The organism is Pseudomonas sp. FP2300 (genome assembly GCF_030687595.1).
GTDB lineage: Bacteria > Pseudomonadota > Gammaproteobacteria > Pseudomonadales > Pseudomonadaceae > Aquipseudomonas > Aquipseudomonas bijieensis.
The window spans coordinates 5403390-5421248 of sequence record NZ_CP117440.1; the positions used below are offsets into that span (position 1 = coordinate 5403390).

19 protein-coding genes are annotated in these 17859 nt (G+C 60.1%); 5 read left to right on the plus strand and 14 right to left on the minus strand.

Annotated elements, in window-relative coordinates; translation table 11 throughout:
* Positions 1-115 precede the first annotated feature (115 nt).
* From ruvB to PSH86_RS24010, 8 genes are all read right to left on the minus strand, one after another.
* Positions 116-1177, minus strand: coding sequence for a Holliday junction branch migration DNA helicase RuvB (gene ruvB, locus PSH86_RS23975; RefSeq protein WP_109753807.1), 1062 nt, complete (start codon positions 1175-1177; stop codon positions 116-118).
* Positions 1178-1786: a Holliday junction branch migration protein RuvA gene (gene ruvA, locus PSH86_RS23980; protein ID WP_116833326.1), complete on the minus strand. Its 609-nt coding sequence runs from the start codon at positions 1784-1786 to the stop codon at positions 1178-1180.
* A gap of 114 nt (positions 1787-1900) precedes the next feature.
* Positions 1901-2425, minus strand: a complete 525-nt coding sequence (gene ruvC, locus PSH86_RS23985; RefSeq protein WP_109753806.1) for a crossover junction endodeoxyribonuclease RuvC — start codon at positions 2423-2425, stop codon at positions 1901-1903.
* A gap of 195 nt (positions 2426-2620) precedes the next feature.
* Positions 2621-3367, minus strand: a complete 747-nt coding sequence (locus tag PSH86_RS23990; RefSeq protein WP_018614256.1) for a YebC/PmpR family DNA-binding transcriptional regulator — start codon at positions 3365-3367, stop codon at positions 2621-2623.
* A 122-nt stretch (positions 3368-3489) separates the two neighbouring features.
* Entirely contained in the window at positions 3490-5265 is a 1776-nt protein-coding gene (aspS, locus tag PSH86_RS23995) for an aspartate--tRNA ligase (protein WP_109753805.1), read from the minus strand.
* Between the two features lie 75 nt (positions 5266-5340).
* On the minus strand, positions 5341-5562 hold the full coding sequence (locus PSH86_RS24000) for an FmdB family zinc ribbon protein (protein ID WP_003178589.1): 222 nt from the start codon (positions 5560-5562) through the stop codon (positions 5341-5343).
* Positions 5563-5709: 147 nt separating this feature from the next.
* Complete coding sequence (locus PSH86_RS24005) at positions 5710-6054, minus strand: ribbon-helix-helix domain-containing protein (RefSeq protein WP_163856987.1); 345 nt, start codon at positions 6052-6054, stop codon at positions 5710-5712.
* A gap of 209 nt (positions 6055-6263) precedes the next feature.
* Positions 6264-6734 (minus strand): Dps family protein, encoded by a 471-nt coding sequence (locus PSH86_RS24010; RefSeq protein ID WP_003205047.1) that lies wholly within the window; start codon positions 6732-6734, stop codon positions 6264-6266.
* A 394-nt stretch (positions 6735-7128) separates the two neighbouring features.
* On the opposite strand from PSH86_RS24010, the gene PSH86_RS24015 reads away from it, so the two are divergent.
* Positions 7129-7734 carry a cold-shock protein gene (locus PSH86_RS24015; RefSeq protein WP_003205048.1) on the plus strand — a complete coding sequence of 202 codons (606 nt, stop codon included), beginning with the start codon at positions 7129-7131 and terminating at the stop codon, positions 7732-7734.
* Positions 7735-7803: 69 nt separating this feature from the next.
* Here PSH86_RS24015 and PSH86_RS24020 read toward each other — a convergent pair whose 3' ends face one another.
* Positions 7804-8010 (minus strand): SlyX family protein, encoded by a 207-nt coding sequence (locus tag PSH86_RS24020; RefSeq protein WP_030140808.1) that lies wholly within the window; start codon positions 8008-8010, stop codon positions 7804-7806.
* Between the two features lie 3 nt (positions 8011-8013).
* Positions 8014-8439: an HIT domain-containing protein gene (locus PSH86_RS24025; protein WP_109753803.1), complete on the minus strand. Its 426-nt coding sequence runs from the start codon at positions 8437-8439 to the stop codon at positions 8014-8016.
* A gap of 882 nt (positions 8440-9321) precedes the next feature.
* Between PSH86_RS24025 and PSH86_RS24030 the strand changes: the two genes are divergently transcribed.
* Positions 9322-10665 (plus strand): OprD family porin, encoded by a 1344-nt coding sequence (locus PSH86_RS24030; RefSeq protein ID WP_109753802.1) that lies wholly within the window; start codon positions 9322-9324, stop codon positions 10663-10665.
* A gap of 118 nt (positions 10666-10783) precedes the next feature.
* Here PSH86_RS24030 and PSH86_RS24035 read toward each other — a convergent pair whose 3' ends face one another.
* Together PSH86_RS24035 and PSH86_RS24040 are read right to left on the minus strand one after the other, a co-directional pair.
* Entirely contained in the window at positions 10784-11626 is an 843-nt protein-coding gene (locus PSH86_RS24035) for a mechanosensitive ion channel family protein (protein ID WP_109753801.1), read from the minus strand.
* A 202-nt stretch (positions 11627-11828) separates the two neighbouring features.
* Entirely contained in the window at positions 11829-12314 is a 486-nt protein-coding gene (locus PSH86_RS24040) for a YajQ family cyclic di-GMP-binding protein (RefSeq protein ID WP_060740892.1), read from the minus strand.
* 142 nt (positions 12315-12456) lie between these two features.
* On the opposite strand from PSH86_RS24040, the gene PSH86_RS24045 reads away from it, so the two are divergent.
* From PSH86_RS24045 to PSH86_RS24055, 3 genes are read left to right on the plus strand one after another with little or no spacing between them, the layout of a single operon-like run.
* Complete coding sequence (locus PSH86_RS24045; protein ID WP_116833330.1) at positions 12457-13374, plus strand: putative 2-dehydropantoate 2-reductase; 918 nt, start codon at positions 12457-12459, stop codon at positions 13372-13374.
* A gap of 46 nt (positions 13375-13420) precedes the next feature.
* Positions 13421-15457, plus strand: coding sequence for an ATP-binding protein (locus PSH86_RS24050; RefSeq protein WP_305485371.1), 2037 nt, complete (start codon positions 13421-13423; stop codon positions 15455-15457).
* 2 nt (positions 15458-15459) lie between these two features.
* Positions 15460-16041, plus strand: a complete 582-nt coding sequence (locus PSH86_RS24055; RefSeq protein WP_109753798.1) for a cob(I)yrinic acid a,c-diamide adenosyltransferase — start codon at positions 15460-15462, stop codon at positions 16039-16041.
* A gap of 115 nt (positions 16042-16156) precedes the next feature.
* Here PSH86_RS24055 and PSH86_RS24060 read toward each other — a convergent pair whose 3' ends face one another.
* Complete coding sequence (locus PSH86_RS24060) at positions 16157-17101, minus strand: Nudix family hydrolase (RefSeq protein ID WP_305485376.1); 945 nt, start codon at positions 17099-17101, stop codon at positions 16157-16159.
* Positions 17098-17730, minus strand: coding sequence for a glutathione S-transferase family protein (locus PSH86_RS24065; protein ID WP_305485378.1), 633 nt, complete (start codon positions 17728-17730; stop codon positions 17098-17100). Before PSH86_RS24065 ends, PSH86_RS24060 begins: the two co-directional genes overlap by 4 nt.
* Positions 17731-17859: the final 129 nt, after the last annotated feature.

Here is a 17859-nt window from a genome sequence, read left to right on the forward strand (position 1 = left end):
ACTCCTCAGGTTGCCAATCGGCCAGGCAACTGTTTTTTCATTCTCGAACGCATTGACGCTCCAGGCGTCGTCTGGGACAGCACGAACCGGAAAAAAGTCGGCGTACAGAGCTCGTTCAATCGTCCACGGCATCGAGGAATTCGTCTACCACCGGCATCTCACCCATTCGTGTCGGGATGTTTAAGCCAAAATGCAGATAAGCATGACGGGTCACCACGCGCCCACGAGGGGTACGCATGATGTAGCCCTGCTGGATCAGGTACGGCTCCAGCACATCTTCAATGGTGTGGCGCTCTTCGCTGATGGCCGCCGCCAGGCTGTCCACGCCTACCGGGCCACCGTCGAACTTCTCGATCATGGTCAGCAGCAGGCGCCGGTCCTGGTGATCGAAGCCACGCTCGTCGATGTCCAGCAGGTTCAGCGCCAGGTCGGCAATCGGCTTGGTGATGTGGCCCTTGGCCCGGACTTCGGCAAAATCCCGGACCCGACGCAACAGCCGGTTGGCGATCCGCGGCGTTCCCCGGGCACGCCGGGCGATTTCATAGGCACCGTCCGGGTCCAGCGGCAGCCCGAGGATACCCGCCGAGCGGCTGACAATCGTCGCCAGGTCGGCGTTGCTGTAGAACTCCAGGCGCTGGACGATACCGAAACGGTCGCGCAACGGATTGGTCAGCATGCCGGCACGGGTGGTGGCACCCACCAGGGTGAAAGGCGGCAGGTCGAGCTTGATGGAGCGCGCGGCCGGCCCCTCGCCAATCATGATGTCGAGCTGGAAATCTTCCATGGCCGGGTACAGCACTTCCTCGACGATGGGCGACAGCCGATGGATTTCGTCGATGAACAGCACGTCATGGGGTTCGAGATTGGTCAGCAGCGCCGCCAGGTCACCCGGCCGTTCAAGGACCGGGCCGGACGTGCTCTTGATCGACACCCCCATTTCCTGGGCAATGATGTTGGCCAGGGTGGTCTTGCCCAGGCCCGGCGGGCCGAAGATCAAGGTGTGGTCCAGGGACTCGCTGCGCCCCCGGGCCGCCTGGATGAACAGCTCCATCTGTTCGCGCACAGTCGGTTGACCGATGTAATCGGCCAGGCTGACAGGACGAATCGCGCGGTCCTGGATTTCCTCGCGGTCACGGGGGGCGCCCGTGGCGGCGATCAGACGGTCAGCTTCAATCACTTAAATCATTCCCTTCAGGGCACGACGAATCATGTCTTCCGTACTCAGGCCTTTTTCCTTGATGGCGGAAATCGCCTTGCTGGCTTCCTGCGGCTTGTAACCCAGGGAGATCAGTGCGGTGACCGCATCGTTTTCGGCGCTGACCGCAGGCATAGGCGCGTCGGGCTGGTTCGGCACCAGGGCGAACATCGCCGGCACGGCCTCCCAGGCCTTGAAGCGATCCTTGAGTTCAACCAGCAGGCGCTCGGCGGTTTTCTTGCCCACACCCGGCACCTTGGTCAGGGCCGAGGTGTCCTGGGACTGCACGCAGCGCACCAGTTCGTCGACTTCCAGACTCGACATCAAGGCCAGGGCCAGTTTCGGGCCGACGCCATTGAGACGGATCAGCTCGCGGAAGAAATCCCGCTCGCGCTTGCCGACGAAGCCATAGAGTAACTGCGCATCCTCGCGCACGACCAAATGGGTGTGCAGGGTCAGTGGCTCGCCGACCGACGGCAAGCGATACAGCGTGGTCATGGGCACTTCCAGCTCATAGCCCAGGCCGTTTACATCCAGAATCAGGTGCGGCGGCTGTTTTTCAGCCAGGGTGCCGCGCAAGCGTCCAATCACGTTTCAGATCCTTGGGTGCTGGCCAGCCCGCAGGCTGGCGAATATCAACACGAGCATAAAGGCCGACGACACAGGCACAACTTACTCGGGTTCATGAATGAAGCGCTGATGCTATCAGAGACGCAGGCGCCCGCCACGACTGCGTGCGGCTCCCAGGCCGTGAGGCAACAGACTGGAACGGGTATGGGCATGGCAAATGGCGATGGCCAGGGCGTCGGAGGCATCGATCTGCGGCTTGCTGACCAGCTTCAGCAGATGCATGACCATCATTTGCACCTGTTCCTTGTTCGCCGCCCCTGTTCCAACGACCGCCTGCTTGACCTGGGTCGCGGTGTATTCGGCAATCTCCAGGGCCTCCTCGGCACCGGCCACGATTGCCGCGCCCCGGGCCTGTCCCAGCTTCAAGGCCGAGTCGGCGTTGCGCGCCATGAAGACCTTTTCGATGCCCATGGTGACTGGGCCGTAGGTCTGGATAACCTCACGCACGCCGCGATAAACAATCTGCAGGCGCTCGTGCAGCTCACCCGCACCGGTGCGGATGCAGCCAGACGCCACATACACGCAGCCGCGCCCGGTGTCGCGAACCACGCCGTAGCCGGTGATGCGCGAACCGGGGTCGATGCCAAGGATTAAAGTCATAGCGCCTGCGAAAGGTAATGCGGTTGCAAGAGGATACAGCTCATCAAAGGCTTGCAGTGAATCCGTGGCGAGGGAGCTTGCTCCCGCTGGGCTGCGCAGCAGACCTTTTTTGGGAGCGCTTCGCACTCCAGCGGGAGCAAGCTCCCTCGCCACGATGATTTCAAACCAAACTTTAAGTGAGCAGCATTACACCTATCAGCCCAGCTGTTCAGCCACCGACTCCGGAATATCGGCGTTGGAATAAACGTTCTGCACATCGTCCAGGTCTTCAAGCATATCGATCAGCTTGAGCACCTTCTCGGCACCTTCCAGGTCCAGCTCGGCGCTGGTGGTCGGTTGCATGACGATTTCCGCGTCGGCCGGCTTGAACCCAGCCGCTTCCAGGGCATTACGCACGGCGTAGAAGCTGGCGAACGAAGTGAACACGTCGAACGAACCGTCTTCATGGCTGACCACATCATCGGCGTCGGCCTCCAGGGCCGCCTCCGTCAGGGCATCTTCGTCGAGGCCCGGCGCGAAGCTGATCTGCCCCTTGCGCTCGAACAGATAGGCCACCGAGCCATCGGTACCCAGGTTGCCGCCGCATTTGCTGAAGGCGTGACGCACAGCGGCCGCAGTACGGTTGCGATTGTCGGTCATGCATTCGACCATCACCGCCACGCCGCCTGGGCCATAACCTTCGTAGGTCAGCTCTTCAACGTTGTCGGCCTCGGTCGCACCGGCGCCACGGGCGATGGCCCGGTCGATGATGTCGCGGCTCATGTTCGCACCCAGCGCCTTGTCCAGGGCCAGGCGCAAGCGCGGGTTGGAACCCGGATCGCCGCCACCCTGGCGGGCCGCGACCGTCAGCTCACGGATCCACTTGGTGAAGATCTTGCCTCTCTTGGCATCCTGACGTTCTTTGCGGTGCTTGATATTCGCCCACTTGGAATGACCTGCCATAACTCGCTCCGGTTTCTCTTTGGAACATTGCCCGCCTCTGCGCGTACGCAGTGGCCGACAATCAGAAATATCGACCCCAATGAAAAGGCGCATCCGAAGATGCGCCCTCTCAGGTGCCAGCCTTACTCAGCCTTTGGCTGTTCACGCAGACGGATGTGCAACTCGCGTAGCGCCTTGGCATCCACTACACCCGGCGCCTGGGTCATGACATCGGCCGCGCTCTGGGTTTTCGGGAATGCGATCACTTCACGGATCGACTGGGCGCCGGTCATCAGCATCACCAGGCGGTCCAGGCCGAAGGCCAGGCCACCGTGGGGCGGCGCACCGTACTTCAGGGCATCGAGCAGGAAGCCGAACTTTTCTTCCTGTTCCGCTTCGCTGATGCCCAGCAGGCGGAACACTGCCTGCTGCATTTCCTTGCGATGGATGCGGATCGAACCGCCACCCAATTCAGTGCCGTTCAGGACCATGTCGTAGGCGCGCGACAGAGCGGTAGCCGGGTTGGCCTCCAACTCTTGCGGCGAGCACTTCGGCGCGGTGAACGGGTGGTGCAGCGCGGAGAAGCTGCCGTCGTCGTTTTCTTCGAACATCGGGAAGTCAACGACCCACATTGGCGCCCACTCGCAGGTCAGCAGCTTCAGGTCGTGACCCAGCTTGATACGCAGCGCGCCCAGGGCTTCGCTGACGATCTTGGCCTTGTCGGCACCGAAGAACACGATGTCGCCGTCAACCGCACCCACGCGATCGAGGATCACATTGAGGTTGGCTTCAGGGATGTTCTTCACGATTGGCGATTGCAGGCCATCCACACCGGCGGCGCGCTCGTTGACCTTGATGTACGCCAGGCCCTTGGCACCGTAGATGCCGACGAACTTGGTGTAGTCGTCGATCTGCTTGCGCGGCATGCTGGCGCCGCCTGGAACACGCAGGGCCGCGATACGGCATTTCGGGTCGTTGGCCGGGCCGCTGAACACTTTGAACTCGACATCCTTGAGCTGATCGGCCACGTCCACCAGTTCCAACGGGTTACGCAGGTCCGGCTTGTCGGAACCGTAGCGGCGCATGGCCTCTTCGAAGGTCATGTGCGGGAACTCGCCGAATTCCAGGCCCAGCACTTCCTTGAACAGGTTGCGGATCATGCCTTCGGTCAGGCCCATGATGTCTTTTTCGTCGAGGAAGCTGGTCTCGATGTCGATCTGAGTGAACTCAGGCTGACGGTCGGCACGCAGGTCCTCGTCGCGGAAGCACTTGGCGATCTGGTAGTAGCGATCGAACCCGGCCACCATCAGCAGTTGCTTGAACAGCTGTGGCGATTGCGGCAAGGCAAAGAAGCTGCCGGGGTGGGTACGGCTCGGCACCAGGTAGTCGCGGGCGCCTTCCGGCGTGGCGCGGGTCAGGATCGGCGTCTCGACGTCGAGGAAGCCGTTCTCGTCCAGGTAACGGCGGATGCTGGTGGTCATGCGCGAACGCAGACGCAGCTTCTCGGCCATTTCCGGGCGACGCAGGTCGATGAAGCGGTAGCGCAGGCGGGTTTCTTCGCCTACATCGGAGTATTCGTTGAGTGGGAACGGCGGGGTTTCCGCTTCGTTGAGTACTTCCAGCTCGTAGCCCAGCACTTCGATCATGCCAGACGCCATGTTGGCGTTGCTGGCGCCGGCCGGGCGCAGGCGCACCTTGCCGGTGATCTTGACCACGTATTCGCTGCGCACGCGGTCGGCGACGGCGAAGGTTTCAGCGCGATCCGGATCGAACACCACCTGGGCCAGGCCTTCACGATCACGGATATCGAGGAAAATCACCCCGCCATGGTCACGGCGACGATGGACCCATCCGCAAAGAGTAACTTCCTGACCTTCCAGGCTTTCGTTCAGTTGGCCGCAATAATGGCTGCGCATCATGGTAGTGGTTTCACTTCTCGTAATTCGAAATTCGGTTGGAGGCCCTGCCCGTGCAAGAACTCGCGCGTGTTCAACTCAATCAGCTTTGTCGCCACCGGCCAGGTTTTTCTTGGCGCCGGTCTTGAAGTCGGTTTCGTACCAGCCCGTGCCACCGAGGCGGAAACCAGGCATGGACAGCATCTTTTTCAGTTCCGGCGCCTGGCAGGCAGGGCAGTCGACCAGCGGTGCCGCGCTGATCTTTTGAATGGCTTCCATCTGATGACCACAGGAAGCACATTGATAGTCGTACATCGGCATGGGGTTGTCTCGGCGATCAGGTTACTCGCGCAAAGGCTGGGCTTTGCGGCAAAGAGCGGGATTATATCCATTAAATGCGGCCTGTGCAGCCGTAAGCGCACAGGCCGTTTGCGGTCCGGCCCAGCCATCAACCGGGCAGGTACCCCGTCAATGATTGCCCGCGACCTCCAACGCGGTGTCCTTCAAACTGTGCACCACGCAAACCACACGCACCAGCGCGCTGAAATTGCGCACGCCGCCATGGCGCAGGTGCACCTCCCTGTCCACATGGGACAGCAACGCACTGATGGAACAGCTGTTGAGCTGGGCCATGTCGCCGAGGATATCCCAATAGACCTGCTCCAGCCGCAGACAGGTGGCGAACCCGTTCAGACGAATGGATCGGGCCAGGGGACGGGCCAACTGCATATCGAATCCCCTGACGAATGGATCGACGCTGATGGACTGCAATCGTCCATGCACACCCTCCCCCGGTTCTTTTCCTTGAATCATACCGTTGACACTCCTTTGCCATACGAGCCTTTCAGTTGGGACAACCCATCTGTGGCTCTATGGAAGCTCAACGGCATGGCCAGTTCCAGACGACTTTATGACCATGGACGTAGGACAAGCCAACAGCAGGCAGGCGACGAATTACGCCGTCCTACACGCCACGGGCAGGGAATACTGCCCACACCGCGTCATCACCTGCCTGGGGTTTATTAGCCCTCCAGCAGCGCGCGCAACATCCACGCGGTCTTTTCGTGAACCTGCATGCGCTGGGTCAGCAGGTCGGCGGTGGGCTCATCACTGACCTTGTCCAATAAAGGAAAGATGCCACGAGCCGTACGCGTCACCGCTTCCTGGCCCTCGACCAGTTGCCGGATCATGTCTTCGGCGCCAGGCACGCCTTCCTCTTCCTTGATGGAAGACAAGCGCGCGTACACCGAGTAGGCACCCGGGGCCGGAAAGCCCAGGGCGCGGATTCGCTCGGCGATCAGGTCCACCGCCAGGGCCAGCTCGTTGTATTGCTCCTCGAACATCAGGTGCAGCGTCCGAAACATCGGCCCCGTGACGTTCCAGTGGAAATTGTGGGTCTTGAGATACAGCACATAGGTGTCCGACAGCAGGCGCGAAAGCCCGTCGACGATGGATTTGCGGTCTTCTTCACTGATACCGATATCAATTGCCATGTTGGTTGATCTCCTGACGGTGATGAATTCGACAACGCCCCAAACTCTAGTGGTTTTGGCCGCCTATGGCCTGCGACAGATCGCCAGCCCTCCTGAACCGACAAGCAGGGACAGCGGGCGGTTCCGCCCCCCCCAGGGAATTCAACGCCGTTTGCCTGGCACCTTCAAGCACCTGCGGTCTTTCCTGGCCGACGAACAGCGCGGTACGCGCCCGTAACGAGTTTGAGAAGGCCGGGGCTTTGCTGTTAAATAGGCAGTGTGTCGCTACGCTTATTTTCCCGGGCGTAGCGCATAGGCTGATTCGGGTACGTGTCCAACGCCTCTCATTGTTTCGAAGCGAACCGCCCCCGACCAGCTCTTCCTTGTGATCTGTCTTAACCGTGAGCCAATCAAAATGTTGAAAATCGTCCACTTGCTAATGGGCGCAGCTGCCCTGCTGCTGTCCTTCATCCCTAGCCTGGGTTCCGAAGCCACACCTTACCTGCAACACCCCGACGCACTGTACCTGGCCTTCTTCGGCCTGCTCAACCTGACCCTCGCACCGGTTATCCCTTACTGGAACAAAGGTCCACGTCATCAACTGCAAAACCTGGTCAGCGCCCTGCTGGTGCTGGCCGTTGCCCTGCAAACCCTGGCCCTGCTGGCGCCTATGCCGGAAATCGGCGGTCAACCGGCCATTCTGTTCAGCCTGGGCGCAGCACTGCTCGCCGTGGCACTGCACCTGGCCGTCAGCTTCTACAAGAAGTCCTCGCCGGCCGCCGCAGCGCAGAACTACGACATGTCCAACCGCGATACCGGTACGGTGAAGTGGTTCAACACCTCCAAAGGGTTCGGCTTCATCTCCCGCGACTCCGGCGATGACATTTTCGTGCATTTCCGGGCCATTCGTGGCGAAGGCCATCGCGTCCTGGTGGAAGGCCAGCGCGTGGAGTTCTCCGTCATGAACCGTGACAAGGGCCTGCAGGCCGAAGATGTGATCGCCGCGCTGCCGCGCCGCTGATCCAAGCGTAAAAAAACCGCGATGCAGCCTGGCTGCTCGCGGTTTTTTATTGCCTGCCAATCGGCCAGGTCAGTAATGAGGGGGCGGCGCCTCTTCTTCGAAAGACTCGAACTGCCCGGCCATTTCTTCCTGACGCTTGAGCAGCGCCGCCATTTGCAGCTGCAAACGCTCGACAATTCGCTGTTGCTCCACCAGCACGTCATTCAACGCCTGGATGGTGTCATCCTGAAAGGCCAGGCGGCTTTCCAGATCGGTTACTCGTTCTTCGAGGTTCATGGTTCAGCCCTCCAGAAACTTGAAATCATCGGCCAGGGCCACGCGCAAGCGCTCACGAATGGCAATCACCTGCTCTTCATTATAAGGCTGGGCCGGGTGCTTGCCCCAGACCGGCGCAGGCCAGGCGGCATCATCACGCTTGCGCACGATGACATGCATATGCAATTGACTGACAACGTTACCCAAGGTTGCAACGTTCATCTTGTCGGCATCGAACGAATCCTTGAGGGTTTCGGCCAATGCCGTGGTTTCTTTCCACAACTGCAATTGATCGGCGTCATCCAATTGAAACAATTCACTGATATTTTCTCGCCGCGGTACGAGGATGAACCACGGGTAGTTGGAGTCATTGGACAAGAGCAACCGGCACAACGGGAAATCGCCGATGGGCAATGTGTCTTGTTGCAGTCGTGGATCTAAGGCAAACACCGCGCGTACTCCTCGTTATTGATTCTGCCCGGCGCAACGACCCGCAGGCCTGTACCGGACACAGGCTAGCAGCATAACCCCGAACGCCGGATCGATCACTGCGTAGCGCCTCGATGGCGCACTTCGAATGTTTTTTTCAACGCCTGGCATCAACCCGTGCAAGCTGGCGCACCAACACAGCGCAAGCGGCACGACACAGCCCTGACAGGACCGCGCCAGGGCTCGGGCAAAGCGGCGCAGCTGTAAGATTTTCGTACAGCTTGAAAAATTTTTGCACCAAAACAGCACAGTGCGTCTACGCTCAGTGCACAAAGTATCCGTGATTTACTCACTGGGTAGGGTGAACCGGTAACGTTTTGGGTTGTCTCGCGACGTTTGCCGATGCCAAACACGAGAGCCGCACGGCAGTCAACCCTATTTAAAACAAGGCCTTTGGAGCCCGGTTTCATGAGGTTTCACCACGACAAGCGGTAAAATGTGAAAAAAATGTAAACGAAATTCGGGTTTGAGCATGCTTGTTGCATTCATCCCCATATCGCCTGAAAGGCCTCGCCGGAAGCGAGACCTTTCAGACATACAAATTAAAGTGGCAAGGCTGCCCTCAGGAGCTTCAAGCGCGGTAATGACGGACTCTTTACACCGATGCCGGAAAAGAAAAACAACATTAAAGTTGTGAATACGGTTGCGTCGGATCAGCTGAAATGCGACATGGATCGAGCCACTGGCGACATGGTCGTAAAGAAGCTGAAAGGTTACATGGGCAAGTATCGCCAATAGGGTCGGCGTGATATAAGTTTGCGCCGACACAAAAAGAAAGAGCCGCCCAGATAATAAAACAGGTGGGACGGCAGTACTCTTCTAAAACCAAAGGAGCAAATCACGATGCGCGTGATGAAGTGGAGCATGATCGCACTGGCCGTTGCAGCAGCAGCCAGTACTCAAATGGCCTCGGCCGCACCTTTCGTAAGTGACCAGGCTGAAGCCAAAGGTTTTGTTGAAGACGCCAGCGCTAAACTGTTGCTGCGCAACTACTACTTCAACCGTGACCGGAAAGACGGTGCTACTGACCAGAAAGACTGGACCCAAGGCATCTGGGGTAACTTCAACTCCGGTTACACCCAAGGTACTGTAGGCGTCGGCGTTGATGCGTTCGGCTACCTGGCACTCAAGCTGGACGGCGGCGACGGCACTGGCGGCACTGGTAACATGAGCCGCGATGCCGATGGCGACGTCAACGACAGCCAAGGCAAAGCTGGCGCAGCCATCAAGTTCCGCGTCTCTAAAACCGAGCTGAAAATCGGCGACCAACAGCCAAGCACTGCTCCAGTGTTCGCTGTAGGTGGCTCCCGCGTCTTGCCTCAAACTGCCAGCGGTTTCCAACTGCAGAGCAGCGAAGTCAAAGACCTGGACCTCGAAGCCGGTCACTTCTACTCGGGTACCAGCCAGGATCGCAACGCCCGTAATGGCGGCCTGTTCGCAACCTATGCTGGCGTAGAAGCCAACACTATCGACTACGCTGGCGGCAAATATGCATTCAGCGACAACCTGAGCGCATCGATCTACGGCGCCCAGCTGGAAGACATCTGGAACCAGTACTACGGCAACCTGAACTACACCATCCCAATGGGTGGCGATCAGTCGCTGAACCTGGACGGTAACATCTACCGCACTACTGACACCGGTAGCTCCAAGGCCGGCGACATCAGCAACACCGCGTACTCTCTGGCAGCTGCTTTCTCGTTCTTGAAGGCACACACCATCACCGTTGCCTTCCAGAAAATCAACGGCGACACTCCGTTCGACTACATCGGTGTGGGTACTAACAACCGCGGCGGCGACTCGATCTTCCTCGCCAACTCCATCCAGTACTCTGACTTCAACGGCCCAGGCGAGAAATCTGCCCAGATCCGTTACGACCTGAAAATGGCTGAGTACGGCGTTCCAGGTCTGAGCTTCATGACCCGTTACGTAAAAGGTTGGGACATCGACGGCACCAACCTGTCTGCCAACAGCGCGTATCGTGATAGCCTGGGCAACCCTCTGTACGGTTCCGATGGCAAGCACAACGAAACCAACTTCGAAGCCAAGTACGTTGTTCAGTCTGGCCCGGCCAAAGATCTTTCCTTCCGTGTTCGTCAAGCCTGGCACTACGCTAACGCTGACGAAGGTGAAGGCGACGTCAAAGAGTTCCGCCTGATCGTCGACTACCCGATTTCGGTTCTGTAATTGCCGAAAGTCAGTTTGCGGTAATCAAAAAAAGGCCCATCTTCGGATGGGCCTTTTTTATTGGATCAACTTTTTACACAAGGCCTGACCTAAAGGTCAAACAACAACCCTTCGAACATTACGCCGAGGTCGATTCCTGAACTACCCGAATCACTCGTTGTGGAAACGGAATATCAATCCCCGCATCCTTCAAACGATCCCGCGCCTGCTCATTGAGCATGAACATTACGTTCCAGTAGTCCGCGGTCTTGACCCAAATGCGCAGCGACACCGTGATGGAACTGTCACCCAAGGTGGAAATCACCGCTTCAGGTGCCGGATCAGTCAGCACGCGCTCATCCTTGGCCAATTCCAGCAACACCTCCCGGGCCTTTTGCAAGTCGGCCTGGTAATCCACGCCTACATCGAACACGACCTTGCGGGTCGGCTGGCGATTGGTGTTGGTGATGATGCCGTTCGACAGATTGCCGTTCGGCACAATGACGGTCTTGTTGTCACCGGTACGCAATACCGTATGGAAGATCTGGATGCTGTCGACCGTACCGGCCACGCCCTGGGCTTCGATCCAGTCACCGATACGGAACGGGCGGAACAGCAGGATCAGCACGCCGCCGGCGAAGTTCGCCAGGCTGCCTTGCAAGGCCAGGCCAATCGCCAGGCCGGCCGCACCAATGGCCGCGACGAACGAAGTGGTTTCCACACCGATCATCGAGGCGACACTGACGATCAGCAATATCTTCAGGATGATGTTGGCCAGGGTACTGATAAACCCTTGCAGTGCCAGGTCGGCGTTACGCAAGGCCAGCAACGCACCCAGTTTCTGCGTCACCTTGTTGATCAACCACCAGCCGATGGCCAGGGTGATGACCGCCAGCAGCACACGGCTGCCATATTCCATGATCATGGGGATCCAGGTCTGGGAAGCCTTGACCAGGTTGTCCACTTCAGCGTTCAAGTCCATCTACCTCTCCTTATTCCTGTTACCGCGAAAAAGACCAATCGAAACACATTGTGGCGAGGGGATTTATCCCCGCCGGGCTGCGAAGCAGCCCTGAAACCAGACAACTCGTTGGATCAGGCAAATTGAGGTGACTGTTCTGGGGCTGCTACGCAGCCCAGCGGGGATAAATCCCCTCGCCACGGCTATACACAACAAATGTGGGTCAATCGCGGAAGTTATTGAACTGCAGTGGCATGCCGAATTCCTTGCCGCGCAGTGCCGCGATGGCTTCCTGCAAGTCGTCACGCTTCTTGCCCGTAACGCGCACCTGCTCGCCCTGGATGGCGGCTTGCACCTTGAGCTTGGCATCTTTGATGTGAGCGACGATTTTCTTCGCCAGCTCCTTGTCGATGCCTTCCTTGAGTACGGCTTCCTGCTTCATCAGCTTGCCCGAGGCGTAGGCGTCCTTGACCTCAAGGCACTGCACGTCGATCTTGCGCTTGACCAGCGCCAGTTTGAGGATTTCGATCATCGCCTCCAGCTGGAACTCGGCCTCGGCGGTCAGGTTCACGGTCAGGTCCTTTTCCTTGAACTCGAAACTGCCCTTACCCTTGAGGTCATAACGACGGTCGAGTTCCTTGACGGCGTTTTCAACCGCGTTGGTGACTTCGTGTTTGTCCAGTTCGGATACCACGTCGAATGACGGCATGTAGTGTTCTCCAAATAAAAAGGCGCGCCAGTGACAACGGCGCGCGCTTGGCTTGTGGTTAAAATCGGGCTCATTATAACGGCTCTTTTCCTGCCGACACTGCGAGCCCTCAGATGCCTGCGCCAATCCGAGTAAAAAACTGATGTCCACCACCTGGCATGTCCTGGGTGCCGGCAGTCTCGGCACATTGTGGGCCACGCGCCTGGCCCGGGCCGGGTTGCCGGTACGGCTGGTGCTGCGCAACGACGCCCGCTTGCAGGCGTACCGAAACGCCGGTGGCCTGACGCTGGTGGAACAGGGACAGGCGCAGTGTTACCCGATACCAGGTGAAACGGCAGACAGCCCGGAGCCGATCAAGCGCCTGCTGCTGGCCTGCAAGGCCTACGACGCGGAAGCGGCCGTGAGCTCGGTGGCCCATCGCCTGGGCGACGAATCGGAACTGATCCTGTTGCAGAATGGCCTCGGCAGCCAGGACGCAGTGGCCAATTGTATGCCCCAGGCCCGGTGCATCAGCGCCTCCAGCACCGAAGGCGCGTTCCGCGACGGTGACTGGCGCGTGGTATTCGCCGGCCACGGCTACACCTGGCTCGGCGACCCTGCCCATCCAGTGGCGCCGTTCTGGCTGGACGACCTGGCCGCCGCCGGCATTCCCCACGCATGGAGCGCCGACATCCTCACCCGGCTCTGGCGCAAACTGGCGCTCAACTGTGCAATCAATCCGCTGACCGTGCTGCACCACTGCAAGAACGGCGGCTTGCAGGAACACCGCTGCGAAGTGGCGACCCTGTGCGCGGAGCTCACGGACCTGCTCGAACGTTGCGGCCAGCCCGCGGCGGCCGAAGACTTGCAGCCGGAAGTCGAACGGGTGATCCAGGCCACCGCCGCCAACTACTCATCGATGTACCAGGACGTCAGCAATCGGCGTCGCACCGAAATCAGCTACCTGCTCGGTTACGCCTGCAAGGTCGCCCAACGCCACGAGCTGACCGTGCCGCACCTGGAACAACTGCGCCAGCGACTGATTGTCCACTTGCACAACCTCGGATTGCCCAGCGACTGAGCAGCGGCTACGCTGGCCCTCGTGTTCCTTCTAAGCGACGAGTCTGATGCCATTGCGCCAGCGCCTTGAAAACCTCCCGGTCGGCCAGAAACTGCTGGCCGCTCTGTTGGTGTTGTTGACCACTGTCCTGTTGGTGGCCAACCTGACCTTTATCAGCGCCGCCTACTACATATCCCAGGAAAGCATGGCGCCCCAGGCCCTGCAGACCATTGGCCGGCTGGTGGCCAACCCGAGCCTGATCTCCGACGCCCTGCAATCGCCGCAAAGTGCCCAGCGCCTGCTCGATGAGCTCAACAGCTACGCACCGCTCCGGGCGGCGGCGCTGTACGATGGCCAAGGTGAACGCCTGGCCCAACTGCAACAAGGCGAAAAGCTCAAGCTGCCGGAGCATTACCGCAATATACAAGCCTGGCAGGCGAACGAATTTCGCAGCAACCAGGTCATCACCCTGCCCCGTCCCGGCATGCTGCCGGGCCATCTGTTACTGGTGGCCAGCAGCGAACTGCCAACCGCGTTCTACACCGGCACCCTGACCGCCAGCCTCGGCATCCTGATTTTCAGCGTATTGCTGTGGCTGATCATTGCCCAGCAGATCAAACGCCTGATCACCCAGCCGATTCATCAACTCGAAGAACTCTCGCGCCAGGTCACTCGCGAGGAGAACTATTCCCTGCGCGCCGCACGCGGCAATCACGATGAGATCGGTAGCCTGGCCGAGGCGTTCAACACCATGTTGTCGCGGATCGAAGCCCGCGAGCAGCAACTCAAGCGCGCGCGAGACGACTCCCAGGCCGCCTACGACCAGGCCCAGGGCCTGGCGGAAGAAACCCGCCATACCAATCGCAAGCTGGAACTGGAAGTCCAGGTGCGCAGCAAGATCGAGAAAAAACTCACCGGTTTCCAGAACTACCTCAACAGCATCATCGACTCCATGCCGTCAGCGCTGATCGCCCTCGACGAACAGCTCTACGTTACCCAATGGAACCAGGAGGCCAGCGCCCTCTCCGGCACGCGTCTGGACGAGGCCTTGAACCAGCCGATTTTCCTCGCTTTCGAACCGCTCAAGCCGTATTTGCCCCAGCTCAAGCAGACCGTCGAGCAACATACGGTCGCCAAGATCGAGCGCGTCACCTGGACCAAGGACGACGAAGCCCGGCATTACGCCCTCACGTTCTACCCACTGATGGGCGGCGCCGGACGGGGCGTGGTGATCCGCATCGATGACATTACCCAACGCCTGTCGCTGGAAGAAATGATGGTGCAATCGGAGAAAATGCTCTCGGTCGGCGGCCTCGCGGCGGGCATGGCCCATGAGATCAACAACCCTTTGGGCGCCATCCTGCATAACGTGCAAAATATCCGTCGACGCCTGTCGCCGGAATTGCCCAAGAACCTTGAACAGGCCGAGCAATTGGGTATCGAGTTGCAGGAGGTCAATCGCTATCTCCAGGGTCGGGAGATCCCGCAGTTGCTCGACGGCATCCAGCAGGCCGGCGCCCGGGCCGCGAAAATCGTCACCCACATGCTCAGCTTCAGCCGCCGCAGCACACGGCAGATGGCGCCCTGTGACCTACCGGCGCTGATCGACCAGGCGGTGGAAATCGCCGGTAACGACTTCGACCTGGCGATCGGCTTCGACTTCAAGGGCCAGGCGATCATCCGTCAGTTCGATCCGAACCTGGGCCCGGTGCCCGGCACCGCCAACGAGCTGGAACAGGTGCTGCTCAACCTGCTGAAAAACGCCGCCCAGGCGATCCACCAACGCCAGGACGACAGCGAGCCGGGGCGCATCATCCTGCGTACGCGGTTGAATCCGCCGTGGGCGGAAATCCAGGTCGAGGACAACGGCATCGGCATGAGCGAGAACGTGCGCAAGCGCACCTTCGAGCCATTCTTCACCACCAAGGAGATCGGCCAGGGCACGGGCCTTGGGTTGTCGGTCTCGTACTTCATCATCACCAATAACCACAAGGGCCAGATGGAAGTGCAGTCGGCGCCGGGCCAAGGCACCTGCTTCACCTTGCGCCTGCCCCTGGCGGGCACCTCGATGGTGGCGCAGGAAAACAAACAACTGGAGCGCTGAGCATGGGCTTTCGCCTGTCGAAGATTTACACCCGCACCGGCGACAAAGGTGAAACCGGGTTGGGCGATGGTCGCCGCGTGGCAAAGGACCACCCACGGGTCGAGGCCATCGGTGAAGTGGATACGCTGAACAGTCAGCTGGGGTTGTTGCTGGCCGGGCTCGCCGCTGAAACGGCCCGGTACCCGGGCCTGAAGGAGGTCAGCGATGTGCTGGGGCCTTGCCAGCATCGACTGTTCGACTTGGGTGGCGAACTGGCGATGCCGGCCTACCAGGCCTTGAACGCGGCGGAAATCGAGCGGCTGGAAGCGGCGATCGATGTGTGGAACGAGGAACTGGGCCCCCTGGAAAACTTCATCCTGCCCGGTGGCTCGACGTTGATAGCCCAGGCCCACGTCTGCCGCAGCCTGGCCCGCAGCGCCGAGCGCCGTTGCCAGCACTTGAACGCCGTGGAGCCATTGGCTGGACCGGGGTTGGCCTATATCAATCGCTTGTCGGACCTGCTGTTTGTCGCGGCGCGGGTGATTGCCCGGCGCCAGGGAGTGGCGGAGGTGTTGTGGGAGGCGGCGGTCAAGCCTGGGAGCTGAATGAGTCGCCTGTCAGGGCCCCATCGCGAGCAGGCTCGCTCCCACACTGGCTCTGCGGAGTTCGCCCTGTGGGAGCGAGCCTGCTCGCGATGAGGCCTGCCCATTCACCACAGAATCAAGCTTCAGGCCAAAACGCCCGAATCCCCGCCACACCCTGCGCCCCGGCTTCCCAGGCTTTTTGCCGTTCGCCAGGCCCTACCCCACCCAACAGATAGACCGGCTTGTTGAAACCGTCGATCAACCGAGCGGCCTCTGCCCATCCCAAGGGCTGGGCATCAGGGTGAGTCTGGGTCGGTTGCACCGGCGAGAGCGTCACGAAATCCACGTCCATCTGCTGCGCCAAAGCCAATTCCTCGGCGTTATGACAGGAGGCCGCCAGCCAGCGATCCTTGCCGAACGGTCGACCGGCCGCTGCATGCTTGCGCAATTGTGCTGCGGTGATATGCCAACCTGCGGAGGGAAAGTCCCCCAGCCATTCGAACGGCCCCTTGAGCATCAGTTGGGCCTTGCCGGCGCACAACCCCGCCGCATCCACCGCCAGGTCGCGGTATTGCGGGTCGTAGCCGTTGGGGGCACGTAGCTGGACCAACTTGATCCCGCCAGCGATCGCCTTCTGCATGCCGCGCAGCAAGGCCGGCGTCTCAAGGCCTTCAGGGGTGATCAGGTATTCACCCGGCAAACGAGCCGCCGCGACGATCGGCTGATTGGCCGCCGGGAACTCATGGTTCGTCAGGTCGCGGGCCGTCACCCAGGCCAACGGCTGCCCTTCGGCACCGTGGGGCTCGCCGGTGAACGCCGAGACTTCCCAGACATCCAGCAACACCTGTTTGTCCGGGTAATCGTGGCGCACCTTGATCAACGGCCGGGCGGCATCGACGACAATGCCCAGCTCCTCATGAAGTTCACGGGCCAGGGCGGTTTCGACGGACTCATCGGCCTCGACCTTGCCACCAGGGAATTCCCACAGGCCGCCCTGGTGCTGGGTGTCGGCCCGTCGGGCGATCAGGATTTTGCCGGCGGCATCGCGAATGACCGCCGCCGCCACATGAACTCGTTTCACCGCGCAGTTTCCTCCAGGCCAGCCTGTTGCCACGCCTTGAACGCCGGCCATTGATAAAGGGTTTCGACGTAGGCCGCATCGACCTCCGACAGGGCCACCTGATAAGTGCGCAAGCGCACGGCAATAGGGGCAAAAAACGCATCGGCCAGACTGACGCGACCAAACAGGTAGGGACCAGCTTCGGTTGCCGCGGCACGGCATTCGGCCCACAGCGCCAGCAGCCGCTCGATTTCCGCCTGGACGTCAGCCGGCACGGGCGACAATGGCGCATCGCGCAACAGGTCAAACGGCATGTTGCTGCGGATAGCGAAAAAACCGCTGTGCATTTGCGCACAGGCCGAGCGTGCCTGGGCCCGGGCGGCCAAATCCTTGGGCCAGAGACCGGCATCCGGAAACTGCTCGGCCAGGTATTCGGCAATCGCCAGGGAATCGGCGATCACGCCAAATTCGGTCTTGAGCAACGGGACCTTGGCCGTGGCCGAATACTTGAGCAGTTTCTCACGGGTGTCGGGTTGGTCGAGCCTGACCAGCTCTTCGGTGTACTTCGCGCCGGTCAGTGCCAGGGCGAGCGCGCCGCGCATGGACCAGGAGGATAGATCTTTATCGCCGATGATCAGGTGCAGGCTCATGTGGATTCCTTTCTTATGGTTCTGGGGTGTCTGTACTGGCACCATCGCGAGCAGGCTCGCTCCCACAGGTAGATTGGTGGTGTGAACACTTTCTATGTCACCCAACAATTCCCCTGTGGGAGCGAGCCT

What these genes read in the sequence shown, in the direction of transcription:
- ruvC (WP_109753806.1), bottom strand. Translation starts at nt 2,425, where the DNA reads ATGACTTTAATCCTTGGCATCGACCCCGGTTCGCGCATCACCGGCTAC.
- PSH86_RS23990 (WP_018614256.1), bottom strand. Translation starts at nt 3,367, where the DNA reads ATGGCAGGTCATTCCAAGTGGGCGAATATCAAGCACCGCAAAGAACGT.
- aspS (WP_109753805.1), bottom strand. Translation starts at nt 5,265, where the DNA reads ATGATGCGCAGCCATTATTGCGGCCAACTGAACGAAAGCCTGGAAGGT.
- PSH86_RS24000 (WP_003178589.1), bottom strand. Translation starts at nt 5,562, where the DNA reads ATGCCGATGTACGACTATCAATGTGCTTCCTGTGGTCATCAGATGGAA.
- PSH86_RS24005 (WP_163856987.1), bottom strand. Translation starts at nt 6,054, where the DNA reads ATGATTCAAGGAAAAGAACCGGGGGAGGGTGTGCATGGACGATTGCAG.
- PSH86_RS24010 (WP_003205047.1), bottom strand. Translation starts at nt 6,734, where the DNA reads ATGGCAATTGATATCGGTATCAGTGAAGAAGACCGCAAATCCATCGTC.
- PSH86_RS24015 (WP_003205048.1), top strand. Translation starts at nt 7,129, where the DNA reads ATGTTGAAAATCGTCCACTTGCTAATGGGCGCAGCTGCCCTGCTGCTG.
- PSH86_RS24020 (WP_030140808.1), bottom strand. Translation starts at nt 8,010, where the DNA reads ATGAACCTCGAAGAACGAGTAACCGATCTGGAAAGCCGCCTGGCCTTT.
- PSH86_RS24030 (WP_109753802.1), top strand. Translation starts at nt 9,322, where the DNA reads ATGCGCGTGATGAAGTGGAGCATGATCGCACTGGCCGTTGCAGCAGCA.
- PSH86_RS24035 (WP_109753801.1), bottom strand. Translation starts at nt 11,626, where the DNA reads ATGGACTTGAACGCTGAAGTGGACAACCTGGTCAAGGCTTCCCAGACC.
- PSH86_RS24040 (WP_060740892.1), bottom strand. Translation starts at nt 12,314, where the DNA reads ATGCCGTCATTCGACGTGGTATCCGAACTGGACAAACACGAAGTCACC.
- PSH86_RS24045 (WP_116833330.1), top strand. Translation starts at nt 12,457, where the DNA reads ATGTCCACCACCTGGCATGTCCTGGGTGCCGGCAGTCTCGGCACATTG.
- PSH86_RS24050 (WP_305485371.1), top strand. Translation starts at nt 13,421, where the DNA reads ATGCCATTGCGCCAGCGCCTTGAAAACCTCCCGGTCGGCCAGAAACTG.
- PSH86_RS24055 (WP_109753798.1), top strand. Translation starts at nt 15,460, where the DNA reads ATGGGCTTTCGCCTGTCGAAGATTTACACCCGCACCGGCGACAAAGGT.
- PSH86_RS24065 (WP_305485378.1), bottom strand. Translation starts at nt 17,730, where the DNA reads ATGAGCCTGCACCTGATCATCGGCGATAAAGATCTATCCTCCTGGTCC.